This is a genomic window from Sorangium aterium, from assembly GCF_028368935.1.
Classification (GTDB): domain Bacteria; phylum Myxococcota_A; class Polyangia; order Polyangiales; family Polyangiaceae; genus Sorangium; species Sorangium atrum.
This window is the reverse complement of record NZ_JAQNDK010000001.1, coordinates 2649965-2672342: the sequence shown is the minus strand read 5'-3', so window position 1 is coordinate 2672342 and position 22378 is coordinate 2649965. Positions and strand designations below refer to the sequence as shown.

General features: G+C 71.8%; 14 protein-coding genes and 1 riboswitch. Of the genes, 9 read left to right on the top strand and 5 right to left on the bottom strand.

Features of this window, described 5'->3' with window-relative positions:
• Window positions 1-107: 107 nt before the first annotated feature.
• Window positions 108-5102, bottom strand: coding sequence for a zinc-dependent metalloprotease (locus tag POL72_RS09715; protein WP_272094768.1), 4995 nt, complete (start codon window positions 5100-5102; stop codon window positions 108-110).
• 531 nt (window positions 5103-5633) lie between these two features.
• On the opposite strand from POL72_RS09715, the gene POL72_RS09710 reads away from it, so the two are divergent.
• A complete protein-coding gene (locus POL72_RS09710; RefSeq protein ID WP_272094767.1) occupies window positions 5634-7700 on the top strand; it encodes a serine/threonine-protein kinase in 2067 nt (688 codons plus the stop codon).
• Between the two features lie 79 nt (window positions 7701-7779).
• On the opposite strand, the gene POL72_RS09705 is transcribed toward POL72_RS09710, so the two are convergent.
• A complete protein-coding gene (locus POL72_RS09705; RefSeq protein WP_272094766.1) occupies window positions 7780-8889 on the bottom strand; it encodes a THUMP domain-containing class I SAM-dependent RNA methyltransferase in 1110 nt (369 codons plus the stop codon).
• 320 nt (window positions 8890-9209) lie between these two features.
• Here POL72_RS09705 and POL72_RS09700 point away from each other — a divergent pair, with 320 nt between their 5' ends.
• The 8 genes from POL72_RS09700 (at window position 9210) to POL72_RS09665 (ending at window position 18082) form a co-directional block, all read left to right on the top strand.
• Window positions 9210-9539, top strand: a complete 330-nt coding sequence (locus POL72_RS09700; protein ID WP_272094765.1) for an SPW repeat domain-containing protein — start codon at window positions 9210-9212, stop codon at window positions 9537-9539.
• Window positions 9540-9691: 152 nt separating this feature from the next.
• Entirely contained in the window at window positions 9692-10429 is a 738-nt protein-coding gene (locus POL72_RS09695; RefSeq protein ID WP_272094764.1) for a pyridoxine 5'-phosphate synthase, read from the top strand.
• Window positions 10430-11182: 753 nt separating this feature from the next.
• On the top strand, window positions 11183-12526 hold the full coding sequence (locus tag POL72_RS09690; RefSeq protein ID WP_272094763.1) for a pectate lyase family protein: 1344 nt from the start codon (window positions 11183-11185) through the stop codon (window positions 12524-12526).
• 160 nt (window positions 12527-12686) lie between these two features.
• A riboswitch (guanidine-III (ykkC-III) riboswitch) is annotated at window positions 12687-12752 on the top strand.
• Window positions 12753-12773: 21 nt separating this feature from the next.
• Window positions 12774-13091: a quaternary ammonium compound efflux SMR transporter SugE gene (gene sugE / locus POL72_RS09685; RefSeq protein WP_272094762.1), complete on the top strand. Its 318-nt coding sequence runs from the start codon at window positions 12774-12776 to the stop codon at window positions 13089-13091.
• A 54-nt stretch (window positions 13092-13145) separates the two neighbouring features.
• A complete protein-coding gene (locus POL72_RS09680; protein ID WP_272094761.1) occupies window positions 13146-14171 on the top strand; it encodes a dipeptidase in 1026 nt (341 codons plus the stop codon).
• An 80-nt stretch (window positions 14172-14251) separates the two neighbouring features.
• Entirely contained in the window at window positions 14252-15016 is a 765-nt protein-coding gene (locus tag POL72_RS09675; RefSeq protein ID WP_272094760.1) for a class I SAM-dependent methyltransferase, read from the top strand.
• 47 nt (window positions 15017-15063) lie between these two features.
• A complete protein-coding gene (locus POL72_RS09670) occupies window positions 15064-16314 on the top strand; it encodes an NAD(P)/FAD-dependent oxidoreductase (protein WP_272094759.1) in 1251 nt (416 codons plus the stop codon).
• 97 nt (window positions 16315-16411) lie between these two features.
• On the top strand, window positions 16412-18082 hold the full coding sequence (locus POL72_RS09665; protein WP_272094758.1) for a serine/threonine-protein kinase: 1671 nt from the start codon (window positions 16412-16414) through the stop codon (window positions 18080-18082).
• A gap of 30 nt (window positions 18083-18112) precedes the next feature.
• On the opposite strand, the gene POL72_RS09660 is transcribed toward POL72_RS09665, so the two are convergent.
• From POL72_RS09660 to POL72_RS09650, 3 genes are read right to left on the bottom strand one after another with little or no spacing between them, the layout of a single operon-like run.
• A complete protein-coding gene (locus POL72_RS09660) occupies window positions 18113-18976 on the bottom strand; it encodes a hypothetical protein (protein WP_272094757.1) in 864 nt (287 codons plus the stop codon).
• A 2-nt stretch (window positions 18977-18978) separates the two neighbouring features.
• Window positions 18979-19863: a hypothetical protein gene (locus POL72_RS09655; protein WP_272094756.1), complete on the bottom strand. Its 885-nt coding sequence runs from the start codon at window positions 19861-19863 to the stop codon at window positions 18979-18981.
• An 8-nt stretch (window positions 19864-19871) separates the two neighbouring features.
• Window positions 19872-22121 carry a TonB-dependent receptor gene (locus tag POL72_RS09650; protein ID WP_272094755.1) on the bottom strand — a complete coding sequence of 750 codons (2250 nt, stop codon included), beginning with the start codon at window positions 22119-22121 and terminating at the stop codon, window positions 19872-19874.
• Window positions 22122-22378: the final 257 nt, after the last annotated feature.

Genomic DNA, 22378 nt, shown 5'->3' with positions numbered 1-22378 from the left:
ACGCGGCGCGAAGCTTGGTTAACGCCTAGGAGGGGAGAGGAGGGGAGAGGCGAAGAAGAGAGGAGCGCGGGGCCCCGGCGCGGGGCCCCGGCGCGGGGAGGCGCGGATCAGTCGGGGAAGATGCCCAGCTGCTCCGGGTCGGCGAGGCCGAACTGGGCCATCATCTTGAGCAGGTAGTCAGGCACCGACTTGTAGCCCTTCAGCTCGTACGCGTAGTGGTTCTTGTAGATGGTGAGCTGGGTGCAGTTCGCGTTGACGTTCTGATCGCACGGCGGCACCTCCTTGAGGTCGCCGACCGCGGGAACGTCCTTGATCGCCGGATCCGGGATGATGATCGCGGTGCCGTCCGGGTGGTACGTGATCATCGCGCGACCGTACTTGTTGAAGCCGGGGCCGTAGTCGCCGACGTACGCGGGATCCGCAGGGATGCTGTCCGCCGGGTTGCCCGGCTGCGCCTCGTGCCTCGGGTCGAGCTGGTAGCCCTTCGCGGTGAGGAAGTTGGCGTACTCGAGCACGCGGGCCGCGATGCCCTTCTGCACCCACCTGCCGCCGGAGTCCTCGCAGGCCGCCCTGTTCTTGCCGGCCCCGAAGAGGCACTCCATTCCGTACGTGCGGGCGTAGTAGATCTGCCCGGACGTCGGGTCCTGCCACTCGATGCGCTGCTCGATGCCCGGGTCCGAGTCGCTGCCGAGCCGGTAGATACGCATCATGTCGAGCCAGTTCGTCTTGCCGTTCGCGGGGATGTTCGCGAGCGTCCACGCGATCAGGAACTTCTGCACCTCCCAGCCGATCTGCGGATCGACCGCGATGGTCCGGTCCACGACGGCCGGGTCGAAGTCGCCGCCGGTGTAGTTCGTGCAAAGGTTCTTCCCGTCGGTCGGGAAGCAGACCTTCGGCCCCTCGTTCGGCCACCAGCTGACCCAGCCCATCGCGCGCGCCGGGAACTCCTTCGCCAGCGGGTCGGGATCCTTGCTCTCCTTGTCGAGCAACGGGAGGCCGTCCTCGCCGGCCTCGAGGCGAGGCGCGAGGAGCGAGCGGTCGCCGGTGAGGGCGTTGGCGAGCACGCGGCGGTAGCCCTCGGGAAGCACGTCGGCCATGCCGACCGCGCGGAAGCGGGCGTCGTAGAAGTCGCGGCGGGACTGGCTCACGAACCGGTCCTCCGACTCGGAGAGCAGGATGGCCGTGTGGATCTTGTCGTAGTAGCTGCCCGCGTTGAACGAGTAGTCGGTGTCGAAGTCGCCGTGGTCCTCCGAGTTCCTGTTCTCGAGCGGGTGACCGCCGAACCCGACGTCCTTCAGGTAGCCGGTCGAGCCGTTCGGGATCTGCACCAGCACCGGCGTGTTGAGCGTGCCGCCGAAGCCGCTGAAGTCCTCGCCAGCGCCGTAGTCGTCGCCGTCGTTGTTCGAGCGCAGGACGTTCCACTCGGACCACGGGTTGGGCCGATCTTCGGCCTCCCAGTTGCGCAGGTAGTGCGGCCCCTCCTCCGGGCGGGCGAGCTGCCTCGCGAAGTGATCGAAGGCCACCGTCGCGGCCACGACGTTCTCCTGGAGGCTGCCCTCGATGAGGAGCGGCCACAGCGTGTCGAACGACAGGCCCTGGTTCGTCGCGAGATCCTGGTAGATCGTCCCGTAGAACCCGATGCCGCCGGCGATGCCGAGCATCTTCTCGTTGTAGCGGCTGTAGGAGCGATCCGCGGCGGCGCGGACGCTGAACGTCGTGCGGTTGCGCCGGAAGTTGTCGAGGATGTGCCTGTTCTCCTGGGTGGTGATCAGGAACATCAGCTGCTCGTACGGGTCGGCGCCGTTGTCGTGGCGGAAGACCGAGACGTTGCCGGTGTCGGCCCAGTTGTCGGTCGCGAAGCCGTACGGCACGCGGACGCGGCTCTTGGCGTCGACCGCCGGACCGCCGCGGAAGGCGCCGATCGCGGTCTCGCTGTCCTGCGGCTTGCGCAGCTGCGTCCAGCCGACGTAGTCGACAGGCTGCTGGCGGCAGCGCTTCGCCTCCCCGCCGACCGTGACGATGCCGCCGTCGAGGAGCGGGTGCCACTTGCCGTCGAGCTGCTCGTTCCACGTCGCGGGCGGGGTCGTCTCCACGTCGTAGCAGTCGCGGATGACCTGGTACTGCGACTGCAGCTGGGAGTAGTGGAAGTCGTTGACGCTGGGCGCGTTCGTGGCGTTGCCCTTCGCGAACGTGCCGTACTTGATGCCGGCCAGCCCGCCGAAGTTGTCCGTCGCGGCGAGGAGCCCGCCGCCGACCCTGCCGCCGGCGAGGTATTTGCTGTCGCCGTTGTCGTAGACGCTCACGTTGTCGCCGTAGAAGAAGCGCGCGGCGGCGAAGTCGTAAACGCCGAGGCCCACCAGGTCCTGCGAGACGTCGCCCGGGTAGTCCATGACCGTGGAGTGCTGGAACATCCAGATCATGTTCTTCTGCTCTTCGTCCGTGATCGCGTCGAAGTAGCGGGGGCCGACGCACGCCTCCGGGCTCTCGTCCGCCTCACCCTTGCACTCCGCCTTGACCTTTCCGTTCTTCGTCCTGAGCTGCCAGTACTGGGGCCGGAAGAAGAGCGAGGCGTAGCTGCTCACGAAGTTGTGCCGGAGGCCGATGGAGTGCCCCATCTCGTGCGCGATGACCGCATACTGGTAGCGGCGCTGGATGTACTTGAACATCTTCTCGTAGCGCCCCCGCCTCTCGTCGGCCGTCTCGCCGTCGCCGACGGGGAACTTCTCGCGGAGCGCCTCCGCGAGGCCCGTCATCGCCGAGGCCTCGGGGGCCTCGTGCAGGATGCAGGCGCCGCGCTCGGCGAGCGCGTTGTCGTGCATGCGGCGGAGCTGCGAGTGCATCTTCGGGTTGTTCATCGCGAACGGCGACGCCGCGTCCGCGAGCGGGCCGTCGATGGGCAGGCCGGCGGGGACGCCCGCGCGCTTCAGCATCGCCGGGTTCATGAGCTCCGACTCGGCGAGGCTGCCCCGGGCAGCCTTCATGCGGGCGCCCACGACCGCCTGTTGCGGGGAGGGGATGTCGCCCCGCACCGCGATGTCGGCGACCTTCGCCTTCATCGGCTCGATGAGCGCCTTGAGCTGGGGGGAGACGCCCTGCGCGACGAGGCCCGCGTACGCCTCGGCGTCGAGCTTCGTGGCGCTCGCGAGCCGCGACGTGACCTCCTGCTTCGTCATCGTGGGCCCCTGGCCGCCGCCGGACATGCGGCTCGCCTGCGCCCAGTCGCGGACGTACTTGCCGTCGGTGATATCCGCGGTCGGGATCTCGCCGTTGATGTAGCGGACGATGTCGACGAGCTGCTGCGCCGCGGAGTCGGTGACGTGGCTCCAGATGTTGATGCTGGCGGCCACCTTCTCGCCCGTGAGCGGGTCGTCGGCGTCGACCATGATGCCCCAGGGCGACGGGGTCTGCGGCTTCTCGACGATGAGCACGCTGTTGTAGCGGAGGTCGCCGAGCCGCGGGGCGACGCGCTCCTCGAGGGGAACGCTCGTGTCGCCGCAGGCGGGGTGATCGCCCTCCACGACGGGGTTGTGGCAGAGCACGATCACCGAAGGCTGCGTGACGACGCTCCCGATCGCGAGCGTCGCCGGGTCGCCGCCGCGCCGCTGAGCGAGCTGCTCCGCGGCCTGCTTGACCTGGTTGTCGCACGCCGGCGCGTCCCAGCCCTGCTCGCGGCGGCACGCGTTCAGCGCGCGCGAGAGCGCGACGGCCTCGTCGATGTCGTCCTGCTGGCCCTTCCACATCGGGAACTTCGCCTCGCAGTCCTGGCCGCCCGTCTTCCGGCACTCGACGAGGCGCGAGGTCTGGATCGCGGTCTTCATCGCGAGATCCCACTCCTCGGTGGCCCACTCGGTCGCCTCGAAGATGTCCTCCGACGTGTTGCCGCCGACGTACCAGGGGATGACGACGGCCTTGCGCTCCGTGTAGGGCAGCGTGCACTTCTGCTTGTACACGTCGCACTGCGAGCCCGCGCCGGCCGCGGCGCACGCGTCCGCGGTGCCGTCCCCGTCCTCGTCGAGGTTCGGATCGGCGGCCTGGGCCGCCTCCGAGGTCGCGCAGGCGATCGCGCCCTCCATCGCCTCGGGGTTCTCGTAGAAGTGGCTGCGCTCCCAGAGGTTGTAGCGGGCCGCGAAGCGCCGCCACTGGTTGTCCACGATCCCGTAGTTGCGCTCGTAGCCGTAGCGGGAATCGGCGGTGAAGATGCCGAACGCCTGGAACCTCACGCCGTCGACGTCGACCGGCTCGTAGTCGCTGTCGACCACCTTCTTGAACGACTGCCGGATCGTGATCTCGACCGGGTTGCAGTTGCCGTACGGGTCGGTGCCGCCCGCGAAGTCGCCCGGGAGCATGCAGGCCGGGAACTTGTCGATGCCCCAGCCGAGGCTCGAGAGGTCGAGCAGGACAGGCGTGGCGAACGCCTTCGTCGTGACGTCGAAGTAGCCGTTCTCGCCGTCGAACCGCGGAGCGTCGGCGGACGCGGGGTCGCTGACGTAATAGGCGAGCGGCTCGTACTCGACACCTCCGTAGAGGCCGACCTGCGACAGGGTGTCGAAGTTGTAGGCGTCGGTGGCCAGGTTGCGCGACCAGTCGACGCGGAAGTACTCGCGCTCGTACCAGAGCCGGTCGCTCGTGTTCTCGGAGATGACGTTGGACTCCTCGCCGGTCGACGGGTTGTACTCGCGGACGATGTCGAAATGCGACTCGATCGCGTAGCTCGCGACGATCTGGCCGTCGTTCGTCGTCTTCTTGGCGAGCCCGTTGTAGCTGTTGCCCTTGCCGTCGGTCCCCTCGATGCGCTCGTAAGCGAGCCGAGCGTTGAGCTGGTGCTCGGTGATCTCCCACTTGATCCGGGAGACGGGCTGAGCATAGGTCGACGTGAAGAGGCCATCTTGGGCTGCGCCGTACCCGACGTCGACGACCGTACCCCGCATGTAGAACTCGGGGTCATCGACGATGTCTTTCAGGTTCCCTCCAACGAAGAAGGACTTGGCGAGCGCATCGCTCTGCACCCTTCTGATGGACGGCCGCTCCTCGGCGCAGCCCGCCCCCACGACGGTCAGCGCGACGGTGCCGAGGAGCACCGCACGCCTAAAAATTCGATTCATCAACGATCCTCCGGAAGCTGCCTGTCGAGATCGACGCACAAGCTGACCCTTCACGGCGCACAGAGCGCAGCGCGAGGCAGCCCCCTCCAGGCAAGAATGTTGCCAACGCTCGCCGACGTTCGAACGCGAGCTCTTTCGATAAGTTAAGCACCTGTCGCACATGCGCACCGGGGGTGGCGTTAAAGAGTTAACTGTTGCCGGACGAGCTTGCGGCCTGCGCCCGTCTCGGCGGTGACGGCGGACGGGAGCGGCGCTCGGGACGGTCGGTGGCGTCGGTGGCGCGCGCGCGGCGCGCGCGGCGCGCCACCAACCGCGCGCCGCCGGGGGCCGACAAGTCGTCGGCTGTCGAGTTCTTTGGTATGGTCGCCGCGTGCACTCTCCCTCGCATCGGACGCGCGGGTCGCGCGGGCGCGCGGACAGCCATGGGCGCAGCGCTCTCGTGCGCGAGGGGCAGGGCCGCCCTGGGGCGGGCACGCGGCGCGGTCGCCCGGAAGCGGGCGAGCGGGGCAGACGCCGGCAGGTGCCGGGCGCATGAGGCATGAGGCGCTCCTCGGCCGCAAGGTGGCCGGGCGGTTCACGATCACCCGCTTCCTCGGGCAGGGCGGCATGGCCAGCGTCTTCCTCGCCGAGCGCGACGCCGAGCCCCGCCGGGTGGCGATCAAGATCATGAACCCGGAGTTCACCGCGGACCGCGCGTTCATCCGGCGCTTCCAGCGCGAGGCGAAGGCCGCGGCGCGGGTGAAGCACCCGAACTCCGTCAAGATCTTCGAGTACGGGGTCGAGGGCGCCCTCAGCTACATCGTGATGGAGCTGCTCTCGGGGGACGACCTCTACGTCCTCCTAGAGCGCCATGGCGCGATCGGTCAGGCGCGAGCGGTCCGCATCCTCTCGGAGGTGTGTGAGGCGCTCGCGGTCGCCCACGAGATGGGCGTCGTGCACCGCGATCTGAAGCCCGAGAACATCATGGTGGTCCCCGACCCCACGCACCCTCACGGCGAGCGGGTGAAGGTGCTCGATTTCGGGATCGCCAAGGTCCTCGACACCGGCTCGTCCGGTGAAGCGCCCGAGCTCCTCGCCGACCCGCTGTCCGTCGTGACGCGCGCGGGCACGTTCGTCGGCACGCCGGCCTACATGGCTCCGGAGCAGTGCGGGCTGCTTCCGGTGGATCAGCGGGCCGATCTGTACACGTGCGGGGTCCTCTTGTTCCAGCTCGTCACGGGGCGGCTGCCGTTCGAGGGCGAGACGCCGCTCCACACGGCGACGCTCCACATCCATGCGCCGGTGCCGGCGCCGAGCAGCTGCGCGCCGGGGATCCACCCGCGCCTCGAGGCGCTGATCGTGAAGGCGCTCGCCAAGCAGCCGGCGGACAGGTATCAGACGGCGCGTGAGCTCGGGTACACGCTGCACTGCCTGCTGGCCGAGCTGCCTGACACGGCCGTGGGGCTCGGGCCGATCTCGCGCAGGCAGCCGAGCTCGCTGTTCTCGCGGGACGCGTCGCTGCAGCGGGGGCCGATGTCGCTCCCGCCGTTGACGTCGCTGCCGAGCTCGACGTCGGGGCCGCTCTCGGGCCCGGCGCCGAGGTCGGAGCTCTCGATCGAATCGGCCCGGACGCTCGTGTCCGGGGGGGGCGGGACCGAGGTCGCGCCTCCGCCGCCGGTGCTGCTTCACCACGCGCCGCCTCCCTCGGAGCTCCCGCAGACGCTCGATCCGCAGGCGGTTCCGCCGGGGGCGGGCGCCGATCCGCAGCGCTGGGCAGGGGAGTCGGTGCCGGAGATCTCGCTGCAGCTTCCGTCCTGGTCCCACGGCCCCAGCGAGGCGCTGCTCTCGGGGAACGGCCTGGCCGAGCCGGGCGCGTACGACGACGTGAGCGGGGACGACGACAGCACGCTCACCATGGTCCGTCGCGACGAGCTCCTCGCTCCGGCGAAGGTGCGAGTCCACACGGCGGCCTATGACGAGGGCGACGAGCTCGACATCACGCCTCCTGGCCGCGATGTGAAGGCGACGCTCCGCTCGGCCGAGGACTTCGGGCTGGGCACACCCGAGAGGCGGGCCGAGGTCGGCCTCGTGCGCGTCGATTCGGTGCCTGTCCCGGCGACGCCGCAGAGCCCGCTCGACGGGGGCGCGGCGGGGGCGTGGGACAGGAGATCGCCGCGCGTCGCCAACACGCTCCGGCTGGTCTCTTCCCACCCCCCGGCCGAGAGCCAGATGCCCACGGTGACACCCGGCGAGCTCCAGGCGGCGAGCCCGCAGGGGTTCGGGGCGATGGGGTTCGGCGCGGCGAACGCAGAGACCGCCGGGGACTCCTCGGCGGCGGTCGTACAGAGGGCGCCGGCCGCGGCCGACGGCGCCTCGCCGGCGACCCCGGCGGCGTCGGTGCCGTTCGAGCTCGCCGCGACCATCGCAGAGCAGCGCACGGTGCTGGAGCGCCGCGCGACGATGCCCGATCACGTCGTCGCGCCCCAGGCGCCGCCAGCGCCTCCGCCGGCGCGGGAGCCGAGCTGGCTCGCAGGCAAGCGGGGGCTCATCATCGGCTTCGTCGCCGGGATGCTCCTCACGGCGCTGGCCATGTTCCTCGTGATGCGCCTGCTCTCCTGACGTCTCGCACGTCTCGCCCGTCTCGCACGCGCCCTCTCGCGCGGCGCGCCCTCTCCAGCACCGCGCACCGCGCGCCGCTTCAGGGGATGTCGTACGTCAGCAGCCGGCACTCGATAGGGCCGTTGAACACGACGAGCGACCGCTCCGGCCTCCGGCGCATGGCGTGCTCGATGTCCTCGGTGCCGGCGAGGATGGCGACGCGGTGGCCCGCGAGCCGGGACAGCGCCGCCGCCATGTCGCGGTAGAGGGCCATCGTGCCCGGGAGGCGCTCGCCGTACGGCGGGTTGGTCAGGACGTGGCCCGGCGGCGCGGTCGGGGCGAGCGCGGTGATGGACTGACAGCGGACCTCGATCTGCACGCCGGCCATCCGGGCGTTGCCGCGGGTGATCTCGGCGGCGCCGGGGTCGATGTCGGCGGCGACGATCGCGGGGCCCTCGGGCCGGATCCGCGCGCGGGCGGCGTCGCGGAGCTCGGTCGTGCGCCGCGCGGCGGCCTGATCGTGGCAGGCCCACCGCTCGAAGCCGAAGCGCTGCGCGCGCAGGCCCGGGGCGATGTCCCGCGCCCAGAGCGCCGCCTCGAGGGCGATGGTGCCGGCGCCGCACATCGGGTCGACGAGCGGGCGAGCGCGGTCCCAGCCGGAGAGGCGGAGCAGCGCGGCGGCGAGCGTCTCCTTGAGCGGCGCGCCGCCGATGTGCGTGCGGTAGCCGCGGCGGTGGAGCGCGGCGCCGCCGAGGTCGGCGTAGAGCGTCGCGCTGTCGCGGACGAGGTGGAGGAAGAGGGCCAGATCCGGGTCCTCGAGGTCGACCGACGGGCGAGCGCCGACGCGGCGCCGGATCTGGTCGACGATGGCGTCCTTGGTCCGCTGGGCGATGAACTGGGTGTGGGTCAGGGCGCTCGAGCGGCAGGAGGCGCGCACGGCCAGCGTGTGGACCGGGCTCAGGTAAGGGGCCCAGTCGACGCGCGAGACGCCCTCGTAGAGCGCGTCCCCGCTGGGCGCGTCGAAGGAGGCGAGCTCGACGAGCACGCGCACGGCGGTGCGGAGCTCGATGCACGCGCGGAAGCCCTCGTCCGGCGGGCCGGAGAAGTGGACGCCGCCGCGATCCGCGCGGACGCCGCGGAACCGGTGCTCGCGGAGCTCGTCGCGGAGGGCGGGCTCGGTTCCTTTGGCGGCGGTCGCGAAGAAGTCCATGGCGACGGGGCTTCTAGCCGAACCGCCGCGCGGCGGCCCTCACGAACGCGGCCTCTGGCCGCGCGGCCGCTCCCAGGGCGAGGCGCGTGGCACTGGATTCGCACGGCGTTCGCCGAGCTCTCGGGTGTGTGGACCGGGCGCAGGGACGCCGGCGCTCGGCAAATGGGGTGAGCGGGCTCCGCGCTCGGCGGGCCGAGGCCGCTCGGGCAGGGCGCCTGGCCGGAGGCCGCGGCGAGCGGGCAGAGCGAGGGAGCCAGGGCGTCGCGCGGCGGAGGCGCCGGCACGGCGATCCGCGAGGGAGGAAGCCAATGGAGCATCGGATGGCGGCTTTGCGTGGCATCAACATCGCGCTCGGGATCTGGTTGTTCATCTCCGCGTTCGCCTGGCGCCACGGCCGGGACGAGTTCACCAACACCTGGGTGGTGGGCGCGCTGTGCGTCGTCTTCGCCCTGATCGCGCTCTGGGCGCCCAAGGCGCGTTACGTCACCGCGATCCTCGCGGTCTGGCTCTTCGTCAGCGCCTGGACGCTCCCGGCGCTGCTGATGGCGACGGTGTGGAACAACGCGCTCGTCGCCGTCGCCATCCTCGTCGTGTCGCTCCTCGCGACCGAGGCCGCGGTGCGGGGCTCGCGGGCCGCGCCGCGCGTGTAGGCGTCGAAGGGCCGGCGGCGGGAACGCCAACCGCGCTCCCCCGGCGGCGCGCTCCCGGCCGCGCTGGCGGCGCGCGGCGTGTTCGCCTCGCGGCGTCGATCGTGTATAGCGGCGTCGCGAGCGCCGCGCACGAGCCGGCGAGAGGATGTCCCATGAAGCTCAGCGTCAACGTGAACAAGATCGCGCTCCTGCGGAACTCGCGGGGGCACGATGCTCCGAATGTCCTCTCCTTCGCCCGGAAGATCGTGGACTACGGAGCCCATGGCATCACCATCCATCCGAGGGCGGACCGGCGGCACATCACGCCGGACGACGCGCGGGCGGTGACTCGCCACATCACCACGGTGGAGACGAACTTCGAGGGAGATCTCCGCGAGGAGTTCCTGGACCTCACGCTCGAGCTCAGGCCGACGCAGTGCACGCTGGTCCCGGTCACGCCGGGCGAGCTCACCTCGCACCGCGGCTGGGACGTCGCGAAATGGCGCTTCGTCCTCCAGCCGGTGGTGAAGCGGCTCAAGGAGGAGGGGATCCGGACAAGCCTCTTCGTCGAGGCGGATCCGGCGGTGGTGCCGGCGGTCGCGGAGATGGGGGCTGATCGCATCGAGATCTACACTGGGCCTTACGCCCAGGCGTTCGATCGCGGCGATCACCGCGCGGAGCTCGACAAGATCGTCGCGACCGTGAGGGCCGCCGTGGCGGCAGGGGTCGGGATCAACGCGGGGCACGACCTCACCGTGGAGAACCTCGCGCCGCTCGTCCGCGAGGCGCCGCAGATTCAAGAGGTGTCGATCGGTCACCACCTCGTCGCGCATGCGCTCGAGGTCGGGATGAAGCAGTCCGTGCGCGACTACCTCGCGGCCGTCGAGGGGCGCCCCGCGCCCGCGCAGTAGCGCTCTCTTCGAGAGCGGGCAGGTCCGGCCGCTCGCGCTCTCCCCGGACGGTACACGGCTCTTCGCCGTGAACACACCCGACAACCACCTCGAGATCCACCGCGTCCGGCAGGGCGCCCCGATCCACCTGACGTTCGCGGGGCCCGGGCGGCAGCCGCGTTTACGCGGCCCGCGTCCACTCGGGCGACGGCGCCACCAGCCGCCGAGGCGCATCGAGGGCGAGCGTCCATCGATTCTTCTTCTCGGCTTCTCGGCTTCTCGGCTTCTCGGGGCGCCCGGCGGGTGAGGGCGTTTCGGGACGTCATGAGCCCGCTCGGGCGCTGCTCGTGCAGGATAACCAAACTCGATTCGTCTGGCGACATGGAATTTCCATGTCGATTTTGATGTGCCCTGTCGCACAGATTGGCAATTGGCGATTGCCATCGATGAATCGAGTCCTGTAGGGTCATCACAGTACGGCTTGCGGTTGAGAGCGCCGGTCGAGACCTCCTGCGCCAGGCAGCCGAGGGCGGGCCATCGCGTCGCTGCTCCGCGTCGCCCTGCTTCATCAGGGCACATCGTCGCGCCCAGCGCCGCGCCCACCCTGGGCTTCCTTGTTCGATCCGGTCTTGTTCGGCGCCTGATACGTACGAAAGGGGAACGAGACACATGGCATACCTTCCCACTTGCTCTTCCATCGGCGCACAGGGGATTCGCCGCTTCGGCTGCGCGATCGCCGCGGTTTCTGCGTTTTCTGCGTTCACTGCGATATCGATGCCAGCCAGCGCGCTCCCGTCGTTTCCGGGGGCAGAGGGCTTTGGCGCCGTCGCGACCGGCGGGCGCGGCGGGCGCGTCATCAAGGTCACCAACCTGCGCACGAGCGGGTCGGGGAGCCTCCAGGCGGCCCTCGACGCGAGCGGGCCTCGCATCATCGTCTTCGACGTGAGCGGCGTGATCGAAGGGGATGTCCTCATCCGGAACGGCGATGTGACGATCGCGGGCCAGACGGCGCCAGGCGCGGGCGTCACCATCCACGGTCGTTTGACCGCGAAGTACTCCACCGCGGTCAACAACATCGTCGCACGGTTCTTGCGTGTCCGGCCCGTGTACAACGGCTCGGCCGGAGAGCAGTTCGACGGAGTGCAGATCTCGCGGAACTCGAAGGTGATGCTCGATCACATGTCGATCTCCTGGGGCGTCGACGAGAACCTGGACCTCTATGAGGCAGATGACGTGACGGTCCAGTGGTCCACCATCGAGTCGTCGTCGACCACGGGGCATCCAGAGGGGATGCATAATTACGGTCTCATCAACGGCCCTGATGGCCACCGGATCACGCTCCACCACAACCTGTTCGCCCACCACAAGGCGCGTTGCCCCGCGGTCGCGAACGGCCCGGCCGACATCCTCAACAACGTGGCCTACAACGTGAGGCACGGGTTCGTGCACCACAACCCGGCGACCGGCCACTTCAACATCGTGGGCAACACGTACATCAAGGGGCCGAGCGATCAGCTGATCCCGTTCTACTTCGACGACAGCGCCGGCGCGGGGCTCAAGTACTTCCTCGGCGACAACTACATCGATGATCCCGGGAAGTTCACGGGCACCGTCGAGAACCCCTGGAAGCAGCCGTACCTCCACCCGAGCTTCAGCAAGCTCAACAAGCCCGAGTCGTACCGCTCGGCGACGCAGTTCAATTTCACGCGGGAGGTCCCGGGGTACATCCCGGTGACGACGCAGCGCGCGCAGGACGCGTATCGGCTCGTCGTCGCGCAGGCGGGCGCGCTGCCGCGTGACGTGGTGACGAAGGGCGTCTTCAAGAACATGGAGCGCCGCGACGGCTCGTGGGGCGCCCGCTACGTGAACAACCTGATGGACGGGCTCAGCCCGGGGACGGCCCCCGCAGACGCCGATCGCGACGGGATGGCGGACGCGTGGGAGCGGGCGCACGGCCTCAGCTCGTCGAACGCGAACGACCACACCAAGGTGATGCCGTCCGGGTACACAGCGATCGAGGAGTACATCAACGAGCTCGCCGCCGCGCTGATCAACAAGGCATCGGGCAGCTCCGCGATGCTCCCGGTCGAGGGCGAAATCGAGGAGCAGATCGAATAGCGAGCTCCAAGAGAGCGCGATCGAGAGGCCACGGCTCGGTCCAGCGTACCGCGCCGCTCCGCCCAGCGAAGCGGGGCGGCGGCGGCGGTGCGGCCTCGCGACGTGGCGCGGCGCCGGCCCGCCTGTTGCGTGGGCCGTCGCCCCTGCTAGGTTCCCCGCGGCGCTCGTTCAGACAGAGCGTCCCGGACGAGACGCGCCGTACCCGGTCAGGATAAGACGACGCAGCCGCATCACGAGGAGAGTCGTCATGTCCTGGCTGGCGTTGCTCCTGGCAGGCCTGCTCGAGGTCTGCTGGGCTATCGGTCTCAAATACACACACGGCTTCACGCGCCCGTTGCCGACGGCGCTCACGGTCGGCGCGATCATCACGAGCATCGCGCTCCTCGAGACCGCCTCGCGGACCTTGCCCATCGGCACGGCGTACGCCGTCTGGGTCGGCATCGGCGCGTTCGGGGCGGCGATCGCGGGCATCCTCCTGTTCGGTGAGCCCGCAACGGCCGCGAGGCTCGGTTTCCTCGCGCTGCTCGTCGTGTCCATCCTCGGCCTCAAGCTGGCGAGCCCCTGAGCCCTCGTCACCCGGCGCGCGACCGGACGCCTCGGGTCGACTAGCCTTCCCTCCATGCACGGAACCCCGGAAGCCCGCGCCCTGCACGCGCAGTACCCCGCCATCGATCTCCACGCCGACAGCCTCATGTGGGCGCGCTGGGTCGGTTACGATCTGCAGGAGCGGCACGAGCCGCCGCTGCCGCTCGCGGCCCTCGGCGGGCACGTCGACGTCCCGCGGCTCCGCGAGGGCGGCGTCGGCGCGCAGTTCTTCGGGCTGGTCTCGCTGCCCATCGGACAGCGGCGCGGGCTCGCCGCCGTCGTCGAGGAGCAGATCGATCTCCTGGAGCAGGCCGTCCGCGCGCGGCCCGGCCGCCTCGTGAAGGCGCTCACGGCCGAGGACATCGAGGCGGCGAGGGCCGGCGGCGCCGTCGCGGCGCTGCTCGGCGTCGAGGGGGCGCACGCGCTCGAAGGCGACCTCGACACCCTCGCTCGCTTCGCGCGGCGCGGCGTGCGCTACCTCGGGCTCTGCCACTTCAGCGCCAACGAAGCGTGTTATCCCGCCTACGGCAGCGGCCGGAGGGATGGTGAAGGCCTCACCGCCTTCGGCCGCGATGTCGTGCGCCTCGCCGAGGACCTCGGCGTCATCGTCGATCTCGCGCACATCAACCGGGCTGGCTTCCTCGACGCATGCGCGCTCGCTCGCCGGCCACCCATGGTCAGCCACACGGGTATCGCCGGCGCGTTCGAGCACTGGCGCAACATCGATGACGACCAGCTCCGCGCCCTCGCCGACCGCGGCGGGTGCGCCGGGATCATCTTTTGTCCGCTCTATCTCGGCGGAAACGGGCTCGCGCCCGTCGTCAAGCACCTCGTGCACATCATCAACGTTGCCGGCGAGGACACGCCCGCGCTCGGATCCGATTGGGACGGTTTCATCATTCCCACACGTGAGCTGCGTGATGCGGCCCATCTTCCGCTCTTGACGGATGCGCTGCTGCGAGCTGGCTTGAGCGAGCGTGTGATCGCCAAGGTGCTTCGAGAGAACGTGATGCGCATTTTGAGCGACAACCCGCTTCCAACACGGCTCCCGGTTGCGTAGCCTCTCTCGACGGGCCGTCGGGGTGGGTGGTCCCTCCGGCGCTGCGTGAGATCCTCCTTAACGCGGAGCGGATGCAGGCCATGACTCTCCATCGCCTCGCTGCACAGGGCTACGCGACTGCAGCGGATGCATATGAGAAGGGGCGCCCGGACTACCCGCGCGGCGCGATCGAGCTCCTGCGCGACACGCTCCGCATCGACGCGACGAGCACGGTGCTCGATCTCGGCGCCGGCACCGGCAAGCTCACGCGCCTCCTGGTGCCCACGGGCGCGCGGCTGCTCGCGCTCGAGCCGGTCGAGGGGATGCGCCGCAAGCTGGGTCAGATGGTCCCGTCCGCCATCGCGCTCGATGGGGTCGCCGAGGCCATCCCCTTGCCCGAGACATCGGTCGACGCCGCGGTCGCCGCGCAGTCGTTCCACTGGTTTCACGGCGATCTCGCGCTCGCCGAGATCCACCGCGTGCTCCGGCCGAGAGGGCGCCTCTCCCTGCTCTTCAACCTGCGCGACGAGCGCGTCGACTGGGTCGCCCGCATCTCCCACATCCTCGACCGCCACGGCCGGGATGCCCCGATACACAGGTTCGGCGCCTGGCGCCGGACGTTCTCCGACTCTCGCCTCTTCGCGCCGCTCGGAGAGCACGAGTTCACCCATACGCAGGAGCTCGACCTCGACGGGCTGCTCGAGCGCGTCGCGTCGATCAGCTACATCTCGGCGCTCCCCCTGCAGGAGCGGTATGCGGTCCTGAACGAGATCCGTGAGCTGGCCGCGAACCACCCGGACCTCGCGGGGAAGAGCGTGTATCTCTTCCCCTACCGGACGCTGGTGCCCCTGTACGAGCGGCGCTGAGCGTCCGCAGCCCGCCGACGGGGGCGCCGTGCTAGAGCGGCCCCCGCATGGCGGCGCATGAAGTCGTGATCGTCGGAGGCGGGCCGGCGGGCGTGAGCACGGCGCTCTTCCTCGCCCACCATCGCCCGGCCCTCGCCGACAGGATCGTGGTGCTCGAAAAGGAGCGCTACCCGCGGGACAAGTCCTGCGCGGGCGGCCTCGGCGAGCGAGCGGACAGGGCGCTGTCGGCGATCGGGGTGACGATCGACGTGCCCTCGGTGGTGGTGCACGGCATCAGCGCGGCCTTCCAGGCCGGCGAGGTCGCGCTCCGCGAGGGGAACATCGGCCGCGTCGTCCGGCGCGTCGAGTTCGATCGCGCGCTCGCGCTCGCCGCGCGGGCGCGGGGCGTCCGGATCGTGGAGGGGGCGCGGGTGACGGGCGCCACGCTGAGCGAGCGAGGCGCCCGCGTCGAGAGCTCGGCCGGGGTCTTCGACGGCCGCGTCGTCGTCGGCGCGGACGGCGTCGGCAGCGTCGTCCGCCGCGCGATGGGGCTGCCGTTCGGCAGGCTGCGCGCGCAGGCCGTCGAGGTCGACACCGAGCCCGTCGCGGGGGACCGGGCGCGCGACCTCCTGCACTTCGAGATGCGGGATCGCTCGTTCGCCGGCTACCTGTGGGACTTCCCCACGATCGTCGACGGGCGCGAGCTCGTCTGCCGGGGGGCCTACGTGCTGCACGAGGGCGCGCTCGACATGGCGCGCCCCGCGCCCGACGCCGAGCGCGTGCTCCGGAGCAGGCTCGAGGCGCTCGGCCTCGACCCGGACCGCTACCGGCGAAAGCGCTTCGCCGAGCGAGGCCTCGACCGGCGGGCCGTGATCGCGCGGCCCGCCGCCCTGCTCGTCGGCGAGGCCGCGGGCATCGATCCGATGCTGGGAGAGGGGATCGCCCAGGCGATCGCGTACGGGGCCCTCGCGGGCGAGTACCTCGCCGAGAAGCTCGAGGCCCGCGATCTCGGGTTCCACGACTGGGGCCGGCGCGTCGAGCGATCGCTGCTGGGCCTCGATCTGCGCTTCCGGCGCCGGGTGATGCGCGCCTTCTACGGCGCGCCGCGGGAGCGCGTCGAGCGTTACCTCCTCGGCGAGCCGTCGTTCCTGCGCTTCGGCGTCCGGCACTTCGCCGGCAGAGCCCAGCCGGCCCGCGACGCGCTCCGCGCCGCGGCGACGGGCGCGCTTGTCGCGGGCCGGATCGGGATCGAGCGCCTCGTCGCGTCGCTCCCGCCGCGCGCGCGCAGCGCCGGCAGCGGCGACGGCGCGCACGCCTGACGAGGCAGCGGGACAGCGAGGCGGGCCGTGCGCGCCGCGCGCCGCGCCCGTGAGCCCCGACACCCCCGCGACGGCCACCATGCTAGCATCGCCCTCCATGGTCGCGCCGTTCCAGCCGGCGGTCGGGATGCTCTTCGGAGAGTTCCGGATCGTTCGGCCCCTCAGCGCCGGGGGCATGGGGGCCGTGTACATCGCCGAGCAGGCGAGCACTGGCAAGCTGCGGGCCCTCAAGCTCATGCACCCGCAGCTCTGCGCGGACGCCCGGCTGCGCGAGCGCTTCGAGCAGGAGGCGCGCGTCGGCGCGCTGGTGGAGAGCGATCACGTCGTGCAGGTGATCGGCGCCGGCGTGGACGCGGCCAGCGGCGTGCCCTGGCTCGCGATGGAGCTGCTCGAGGGGGAGGACCTCTCGCAGCGCATGAGGCGCAGCGGGCTGCTCCCTGCGCAGGACGTGCACGAGATCTTCCGGCAGCTCTGCCACGCGCTCGGCGCCGCCCACCGGGCGGGCGTGGTCCACCGGGACATGAAGCCGCAGAACGTGTTCCTCGCGAAGACGCAGAGCGCGACCGCGCGCTGGTCGGTCAAGGTCCTCGACTTCGGCATCGCGAAGATCGCCGCGGAGGCGAGCACGATGGCGACCGCGTCGCTCGGCACGCCCCTCTGGATGGCGCCCGAGCAGACCGACGCGCGCGGGCAGATCTCGCCGGCGACCGACGTGTGGGCGCTCGGGCTGATCGCGTTCGCCCTGCTCACCGGGCGCATGTACTGGCGCGCCGCGAACGACCCGATGGGCACGGCGATGCCGGTGCTGCTCCGCGAGATCCTCTTCGAGCCGATCGACCCGGCGTCGGTGCGCGCGACCGCGCTCGGGCGCGCCGGCTGTATCGTGCACCCGTTCGACGCCTGGTTCGCGCGCTGCGTCGCCCGGGAGCCGTCGCAGCGCTTCCAGACGGCGCAGGAGGCCTTCGACGCGCTCGGCCCGGCGCTCTTCGTCGACCCGCGCAGCGCGCGGCCCGCCGGCGCCGCGATCTCGGTGGTGCCGCTCGGCGCCGCGGCGGCGATCACCTCGGCGGGGTCTGCCTCGCGCCTGTCGATGACCGGACCGACCGAGGTGGCCTCGGACGCGCGGCGCGCGCCGTCGACGCCCGCGCCCGTCCTGGCGAGCAGCGGGCCGGCGGAGGCCCCTGCCAGGCCTGCGCGGCGGGGGCCGATGCTCCTCGCGTGCGGCCTGGCCGGCGCCTTCGCGATGGCGGTGATCGCCTTTTACGCCGGCCGCGCGCAGAGCGACGTCCGGCTGGTGCAGCGCCTGCCGGTGCCGGCGCACCCGACGGTGGTCAACCCGGGCCGCGGCGACGCGCGCTCACCGGCGCTGGCGGGCGACGCGAGCGAGCGGCAGCCGTCGCCGGGCTCTCGCGACGCTCCGGTGCCGGCGCCCGCGCCGAGGTCTCCGCGCCCCATGCGCGAAGGCGGCACCACGCCGGCGGCGACGGCGATCGCGGCGAGGCCGTTCGATCGCGGCGCGGCCCACGCGGCGCTGCAAGCGAAGGCCGACACCGCGCGGATCCACTGCAAGGGCAAGGCGGGGCCGAAGGCGGTGACGGCGCGGGTGTTCTTCAACCCCGCGGGCGCAGTGCAGCGCATCTCGATCGAGCCGCAGGTCGCGATGACCCCGGCCGGGGGCTGCGTGCAGATGCTGCTCGGCTCCGCGCGGGTGCCGGCGTTCGACGGGAGCGAGCTCCAGGACGTCACGACGACGGTCGGGATCGAGTGATCGCCGCGGGCGAGCGCGCGGCCGGCCCCGTCAGGGGTCGACAGAGACGCACTCGCCCTCGCCGCGGTAGTGCCCGATCGTGCGCGAGAGCGCCGCGACGAACGCCCCGAGATCATTGATGTCTCCGGCGCTGCCCGTCCCGTAGGTGCCCTCCTCGATCGCGACGAGGCGCACCGCGGCGAGCTCCTCCAGGGTGACGGCCCCGTCGTCGTCGGCGTCCGCGGCGGCGATGGGCGCGAACCGGCGCGCGGCGGTCGCGGCCTGCAGGTCGTCGTAGAAGAAGTGGTCGCCGTGGATGGTGAGCTCCACGTCGTCGGTGCCGCCGTTCGTGACGAGGACGCCCTCGGTCTCCTTGCCGGCCTTGTCGCCCTTGCAGTCGGCGTAGCGCGTCGCGAGCGAGAAGGTCCAGTCGAGGCGCTTCTCGACCTCGCCGCCGTCACCGCTCTTCCGCGCGATCGCCTCGATGTGCACGGACGCCCCCGCCGCGAGCATGAGCGCCTTGTCCTCCGCCGTCGCGCCCTCGAGCGCGGTGTCCGCGTCCACCGGGCCGATCTCGTAGGAGACGGCCTCCCAGGGCTTCGCCTCGAGGCCGTCGAAGGTCACCACGGGCTTCGCGCCGGCCTTCGTGTGGTCGAACAGGATCGAGCCCTGCATGCGCCCTCCGACGTTCCCCTCGCGATCGGCGACGGTGACGTTCCGGACGACGAACAGGAACTTCTCGTACTGGATGCTCCAGCCGTCCGCGAGATCGGCGGCCGGGATCTCCTGCTCGATGTAGTCCTCTCCCCACGTCGAGAAAGACACGCTCCCGGCCCCAGGCTCGCCTTCGCCGCAGCCGGCGAGCGCCGCCGCGGCGAGCGCCGCCGCCACCCACATCCGTCTCGTGGTCCTCATCCTCATTCTTTCTCCTCCGGGGAGCCGGGCGCGAACGAGAGCGCGTAGGCCGTCCCCTTCTTGAGGCCGCGCGTGAAGCCGCGCTGGGCCTCGCTCTCGGGCTCCAGGTCGACCGGCGCGCCGTCATCGCTCGCGGCGACGGCCTCGAAGTCGACCTGATCGAGCCAGACCGTCGGCTTCACGACGAGCGTGACGACGCCGGGCCCGTCGAGGAAGACCTCCTCGAACACGCACCCCTCCACCGACGGCTCGACGGTCGCGTCGTCGAGGACGTCGGCGGCCAGCGCGCGCGCGCGGAACACCCGCGCGAGCTCGCCCTTCTCGGCGCGTCCCTCCACGGCGACGACGTGCCCGTCGAGCGCCGCGGCGAGCGGGCCCGAGGGCGGCGCGCCGAACGTGAAGCGCGCGGATCGCGCGACGCCGCTCACGGCGTCCGCGTCCGCGAGCGCCGTCGTCCCCTGCAGCAGGTCGACCGACGTCGGCTGCGTCATCTGGCCTCTCGCCTCGCCGGCCTGGTAGTGGCCCGGGTGCGCGTGCGCCTCGGGCACGGCCCACCGGGCGAGCCGCTCGAGCAGCGAGGGGCCGCCGCGCGGCGAAGGCCGCCGCGCCGTGAACGGGGCGCCCTCGAAGTAGTGGAGCGACCCGATCGCCAGGTGCGCCTTCGACAGCGTGATGGTCCAGCCGAGCGCGTTCGTGAACGGCGCGGCCGACGCCGCGTCGGGCGCGATCCGCGTCGCGAGGGTCAGGCGCTTGCCGGAGGTCGCGCCGTCGCCTCCGGCGCCGCAGCCGGCGGCGAGCGCGCCCGCCGCGAGCGCCGCGGCGAGGCGCCCCGCCGCGGCGAGGGCGGCGCGCCGGCGGGATCGGGTCTGTGCTGTGGTGGATGTCATCGAGGACCTCAGCCGATGTAGAGGGAGAGCGAAGCGAGGAAGCTGCGCGGGGCGCCGACCGTCACGTGCCGCGCGGGGAGGAGGTCGGGCGCCGCGCCGCGGGTGAAGTTCGAGGGGTAGACGAACTCGCCGTCGAACCACGACGCGTCGAGGAGGTTGTAGACGTCGAGCCCGAGCTCGACGCGGTGGTAGCGGACGTGCGCCGTCACGTCGGTGACGAGCGCGTCGTGGCCGACCTCTCCGAACGGCAGGGGGCGGCCGTGGAGCAGCGTCACGCCGGCGCCGGCGCGGGCCTCGAGGCGCCGGCCGAAGAGGGCGCCGAGGCGCGGCGTCACCGCGAGATCGGCGCGGGCGACGACCTGGGGCACGAAGGGGAGGAGATCCCCCGCGGCGTAGCGCCCGCCGGACGCGGTGAAGGCCGCCCGGGTGTACGTCAGGCCGACGCTCGACACGAGCCACGGCGCCGGGTGCGCCACCGCGTCGATGGCCACCCCGGTGCGGGCCGTGGCGGGCACGGGCTCGTTGCGGGCGGTCGCCTCGTCGAAGACGAGATCGTCGCTGAGGCGCGTGTGGAACAGCGCCGCCGACGCCCGCACGCGCTCGTCGGCGTAGCGGAGCCCGGCCTCGGCGGAGAGCACCCGCGTGAAGGGGGTGCGCTCGCCGTCGCCGAGGCTGCGCGCCTGGGGCGAGCGGAACCCCTGGCCCACGCTGGCGAGCGCGCGGAGCCCGGGGAGCAGCGCCACGTCCACCGTGCCCTTGCCGCCCACGTGGACGCCCATCGCGCTGCGCGCCTGCGCGCCCTGGCCGATGTCGTCGACGACCTGGTACGCGAGGCCGTCGGCGCGCAGCCCGCCGCGCAGCGTGATCCGCCGCGCCGGCCGGATCGACGCGTCGAGGTAGCCGGCGATGTCGGTCGCGCGGACCTCCGCGTCGACGAGCGTGGCGGTCGGCCTGTCGTCGACGGCCGCGAGGCGCCGCTGCGACTGCTCGATCCAGTCGGTGCGCGCGACGACGCCCGCCTCGAACGTGTCGCGGTCGGAGAGCAGCGGGAAGGTGAGCCGGTACGACGCGGTGGCGCCAGCCGTGATCGCCTCGTTGAGCTGCTGGGTGGCGTCGCCGTTCGTGGGATCCGCGAGGTACCCGGTGAAGTTCGAGCGCAGCCGGAGCGAGCGCAGCACGACGAACGGCGTGAGCGAGAGGCCCTCCCCGCGGGCGGCGCCGTCGCCCGAGCCGCGCAGATCGACGACGAGCTGCGCCCGCGACGAGTCGCCGCCCTGATCGGGATCGTACGAGGCGAAGCGGTCGACCTTGCCCGACTCGATGTCGCAGAGGCGCAGGACGCCGGCGGAGCCGCAGCGGGAGGCGAACGCCGACGCCATCACCCGCGCGGAGACGCCGGCGAGCGGCCGGTAGACGGCCTGCGCGACGAGCGACGCCCGGCCGGCGGCGCGGGCGGGCCCGAAGCCGTCGGTCCCGTACGCCTCGAAGGCCGCGAACGTGGCGTCGTCCGCGTCCTCGGGGTGGTAGGCGAGGAAGAGCCGGCGCGCGCCGAAGGAGCCCGCGGAGGCGGTGGCGGTGATCCCGGGCTCGCCGTAGGCGAGATCGAAGCGCATCGTCCCGGCGACCGCGAAGTCGCCCTGGCGCGGGTCGTACGACCCCGGCTGCGCGCGGAGCTCGCCGATCACCTCCGGCATCACGAAATGGAGATCGGTGTAGCCCTGGCCGTGGACGTTCGAGACCTCGTTGACCGGCGCGCCCGCGACCCAGACCTCGAGGTCCTGCCCGTGGACCGCGTCGAAGCCGCGGAAGAAGATCTGGTGCGCCTTGCACTCGCCGCTGTGCTGGGAGGTGAACACGCCCGGCACGAGCTGCAGCACGTCGCTCGCCGTCCGGTGGGGCGCGGCCCGGATCTCCGCCTGCCCGCGCACCGACTCCGAGGCGCTGCGCGGCGGCGCGGCGCCCTGCACCACGACCGTGATGGGCGCGGCGTCGGGCACGGGCGCCGCTCCGCCCGTTGCGCCGGAGACGGGCGCCGCTGCGCCGGCGCCGCCGGAGGCATCGCCGCCCACCGACGTTGCCGCTTCGGCCGCGGGCGGTGCCGCTGCGCCGGCGCGTGCAGGCGCGGCGCTGTCGCCGGCGCGCGCAGGCGCGGCGCTGTCGCCTGCGCGCGCAGGCGCGGCGCTGTCGCCGGCGCGCGCAGGCGCGGCGGACGCGATGAGAAGAAGCAGCGGGAACGCCGTGCTCAGGGAACGGACCACAGGTGGGCCGGTCAGTAGCACGATTTTCTCAGTTCGTGTTATCGTGCGGATGCGCACGCTCGCCCGGCGGGCGTGCCGGCGGTTTGGCCGACGTCGCAGGCGGCGAACGCGGTCGTGCGGTTGTCGATCGCGTCGCTGTCCGCTGGCTGCCGAAGGTTGCTCTGGGGCCGTCCGCGAGCCCTCTTCCGACGCCGGATCGACTCGCGCTCTCGGCCGGATCGCGATAGCGACAACATGTCGCATTCAGGCGAGGGGCG

Coding starts and splice junctions, on each gene's coding strand:
- POL72_RS09655 (WP_272094756.1), bottom strand. CDS start 19,863: ATGACATCCACCACAGCACAGACCCGATCCCGCCGGCGCGCCGCCCTC.
- POL72_RS09665 (WP_272094758.1), top strand. CDS start 16,412: ATGGTCGCGCCGTTCCAGCCGGCGGTCGGGATGCTCTTCGGAGAGTTC.
- POL72_RS09660 (WP_272094757.1), bottom strand. CDS start 18,976: ATGAGGACCACGAGACGGATGTGGGTGGCGGCGGCGCTCGCCGCGGCG.
- POL72_RS09690 (WP_272094763.1), top strand. CDS start 11,183: ATGCCAGCCAGCGCGCTCCCGTCGTTTCCGGGGGCAGAGGGCTTTGGC.
- POL72_RS09705 (WP_272094766.1), bottom strand. CDS start 8,889: ATGGACTTCTTCGCGACCGCCGCCAAAGGAACCGAGCCCGCCCTCCGC.
- POL72_RS09670 (WP_272094759.1), top strand. CDS start 15,064: ATGGCGGCGCATGAAGTCGTGATCGTCGGAGGCGGGCCGGCGGGCGTG.
- POL72_RS09675 (WP_272094760.1), top strand. CDS start 14,252: ATGACTCTCCATCGCCTCGCTGCACAGGGCTACGCGACTGCAGCGGAT.
- POL72_RS09710 (WP_272094767.1), top strand. CDS start 5,634: ATGAGGCATGAGGCGCTCCTCGGCCGCAAGGTGGCCGGGCGGTTCACG.
- POL72_RS09700 (WP_272094765.1), top strand. CDS start 9,210: ATGGCGGCTTTGCGTGGCATCAACATCGCGCTCGGGATCTGGTTGTTC.
- sugE (WP_272094762.1), top strand. CDS start 12,774: ATGTCCTGGCTGGCGTTGCTCCTGGCAGGCCTGCTCGAGGTCTGCTGG.
- POL72_RS09695 (WP_272094764.1), top strand. CDS start 9,692: ATGAAGCTCAGCGTCAACGTGAACAAGATCGCGCTCCTGCGGAACTCG.
- POL72_RS09680 (WP_272094761.1), top strand. CDS start 13,146: ATGCACGGAACCCCGGAAGCCCGCGCCCTGCACGCGCAGTACCCCGCC.
- POL72_RS09715 (WP_272094768.1), bottom strand. CDS start 5,102: ATGAATCGAATTTTTAGGCGTGCGGTGCTCCTCGGCACCGTCGCGCTG.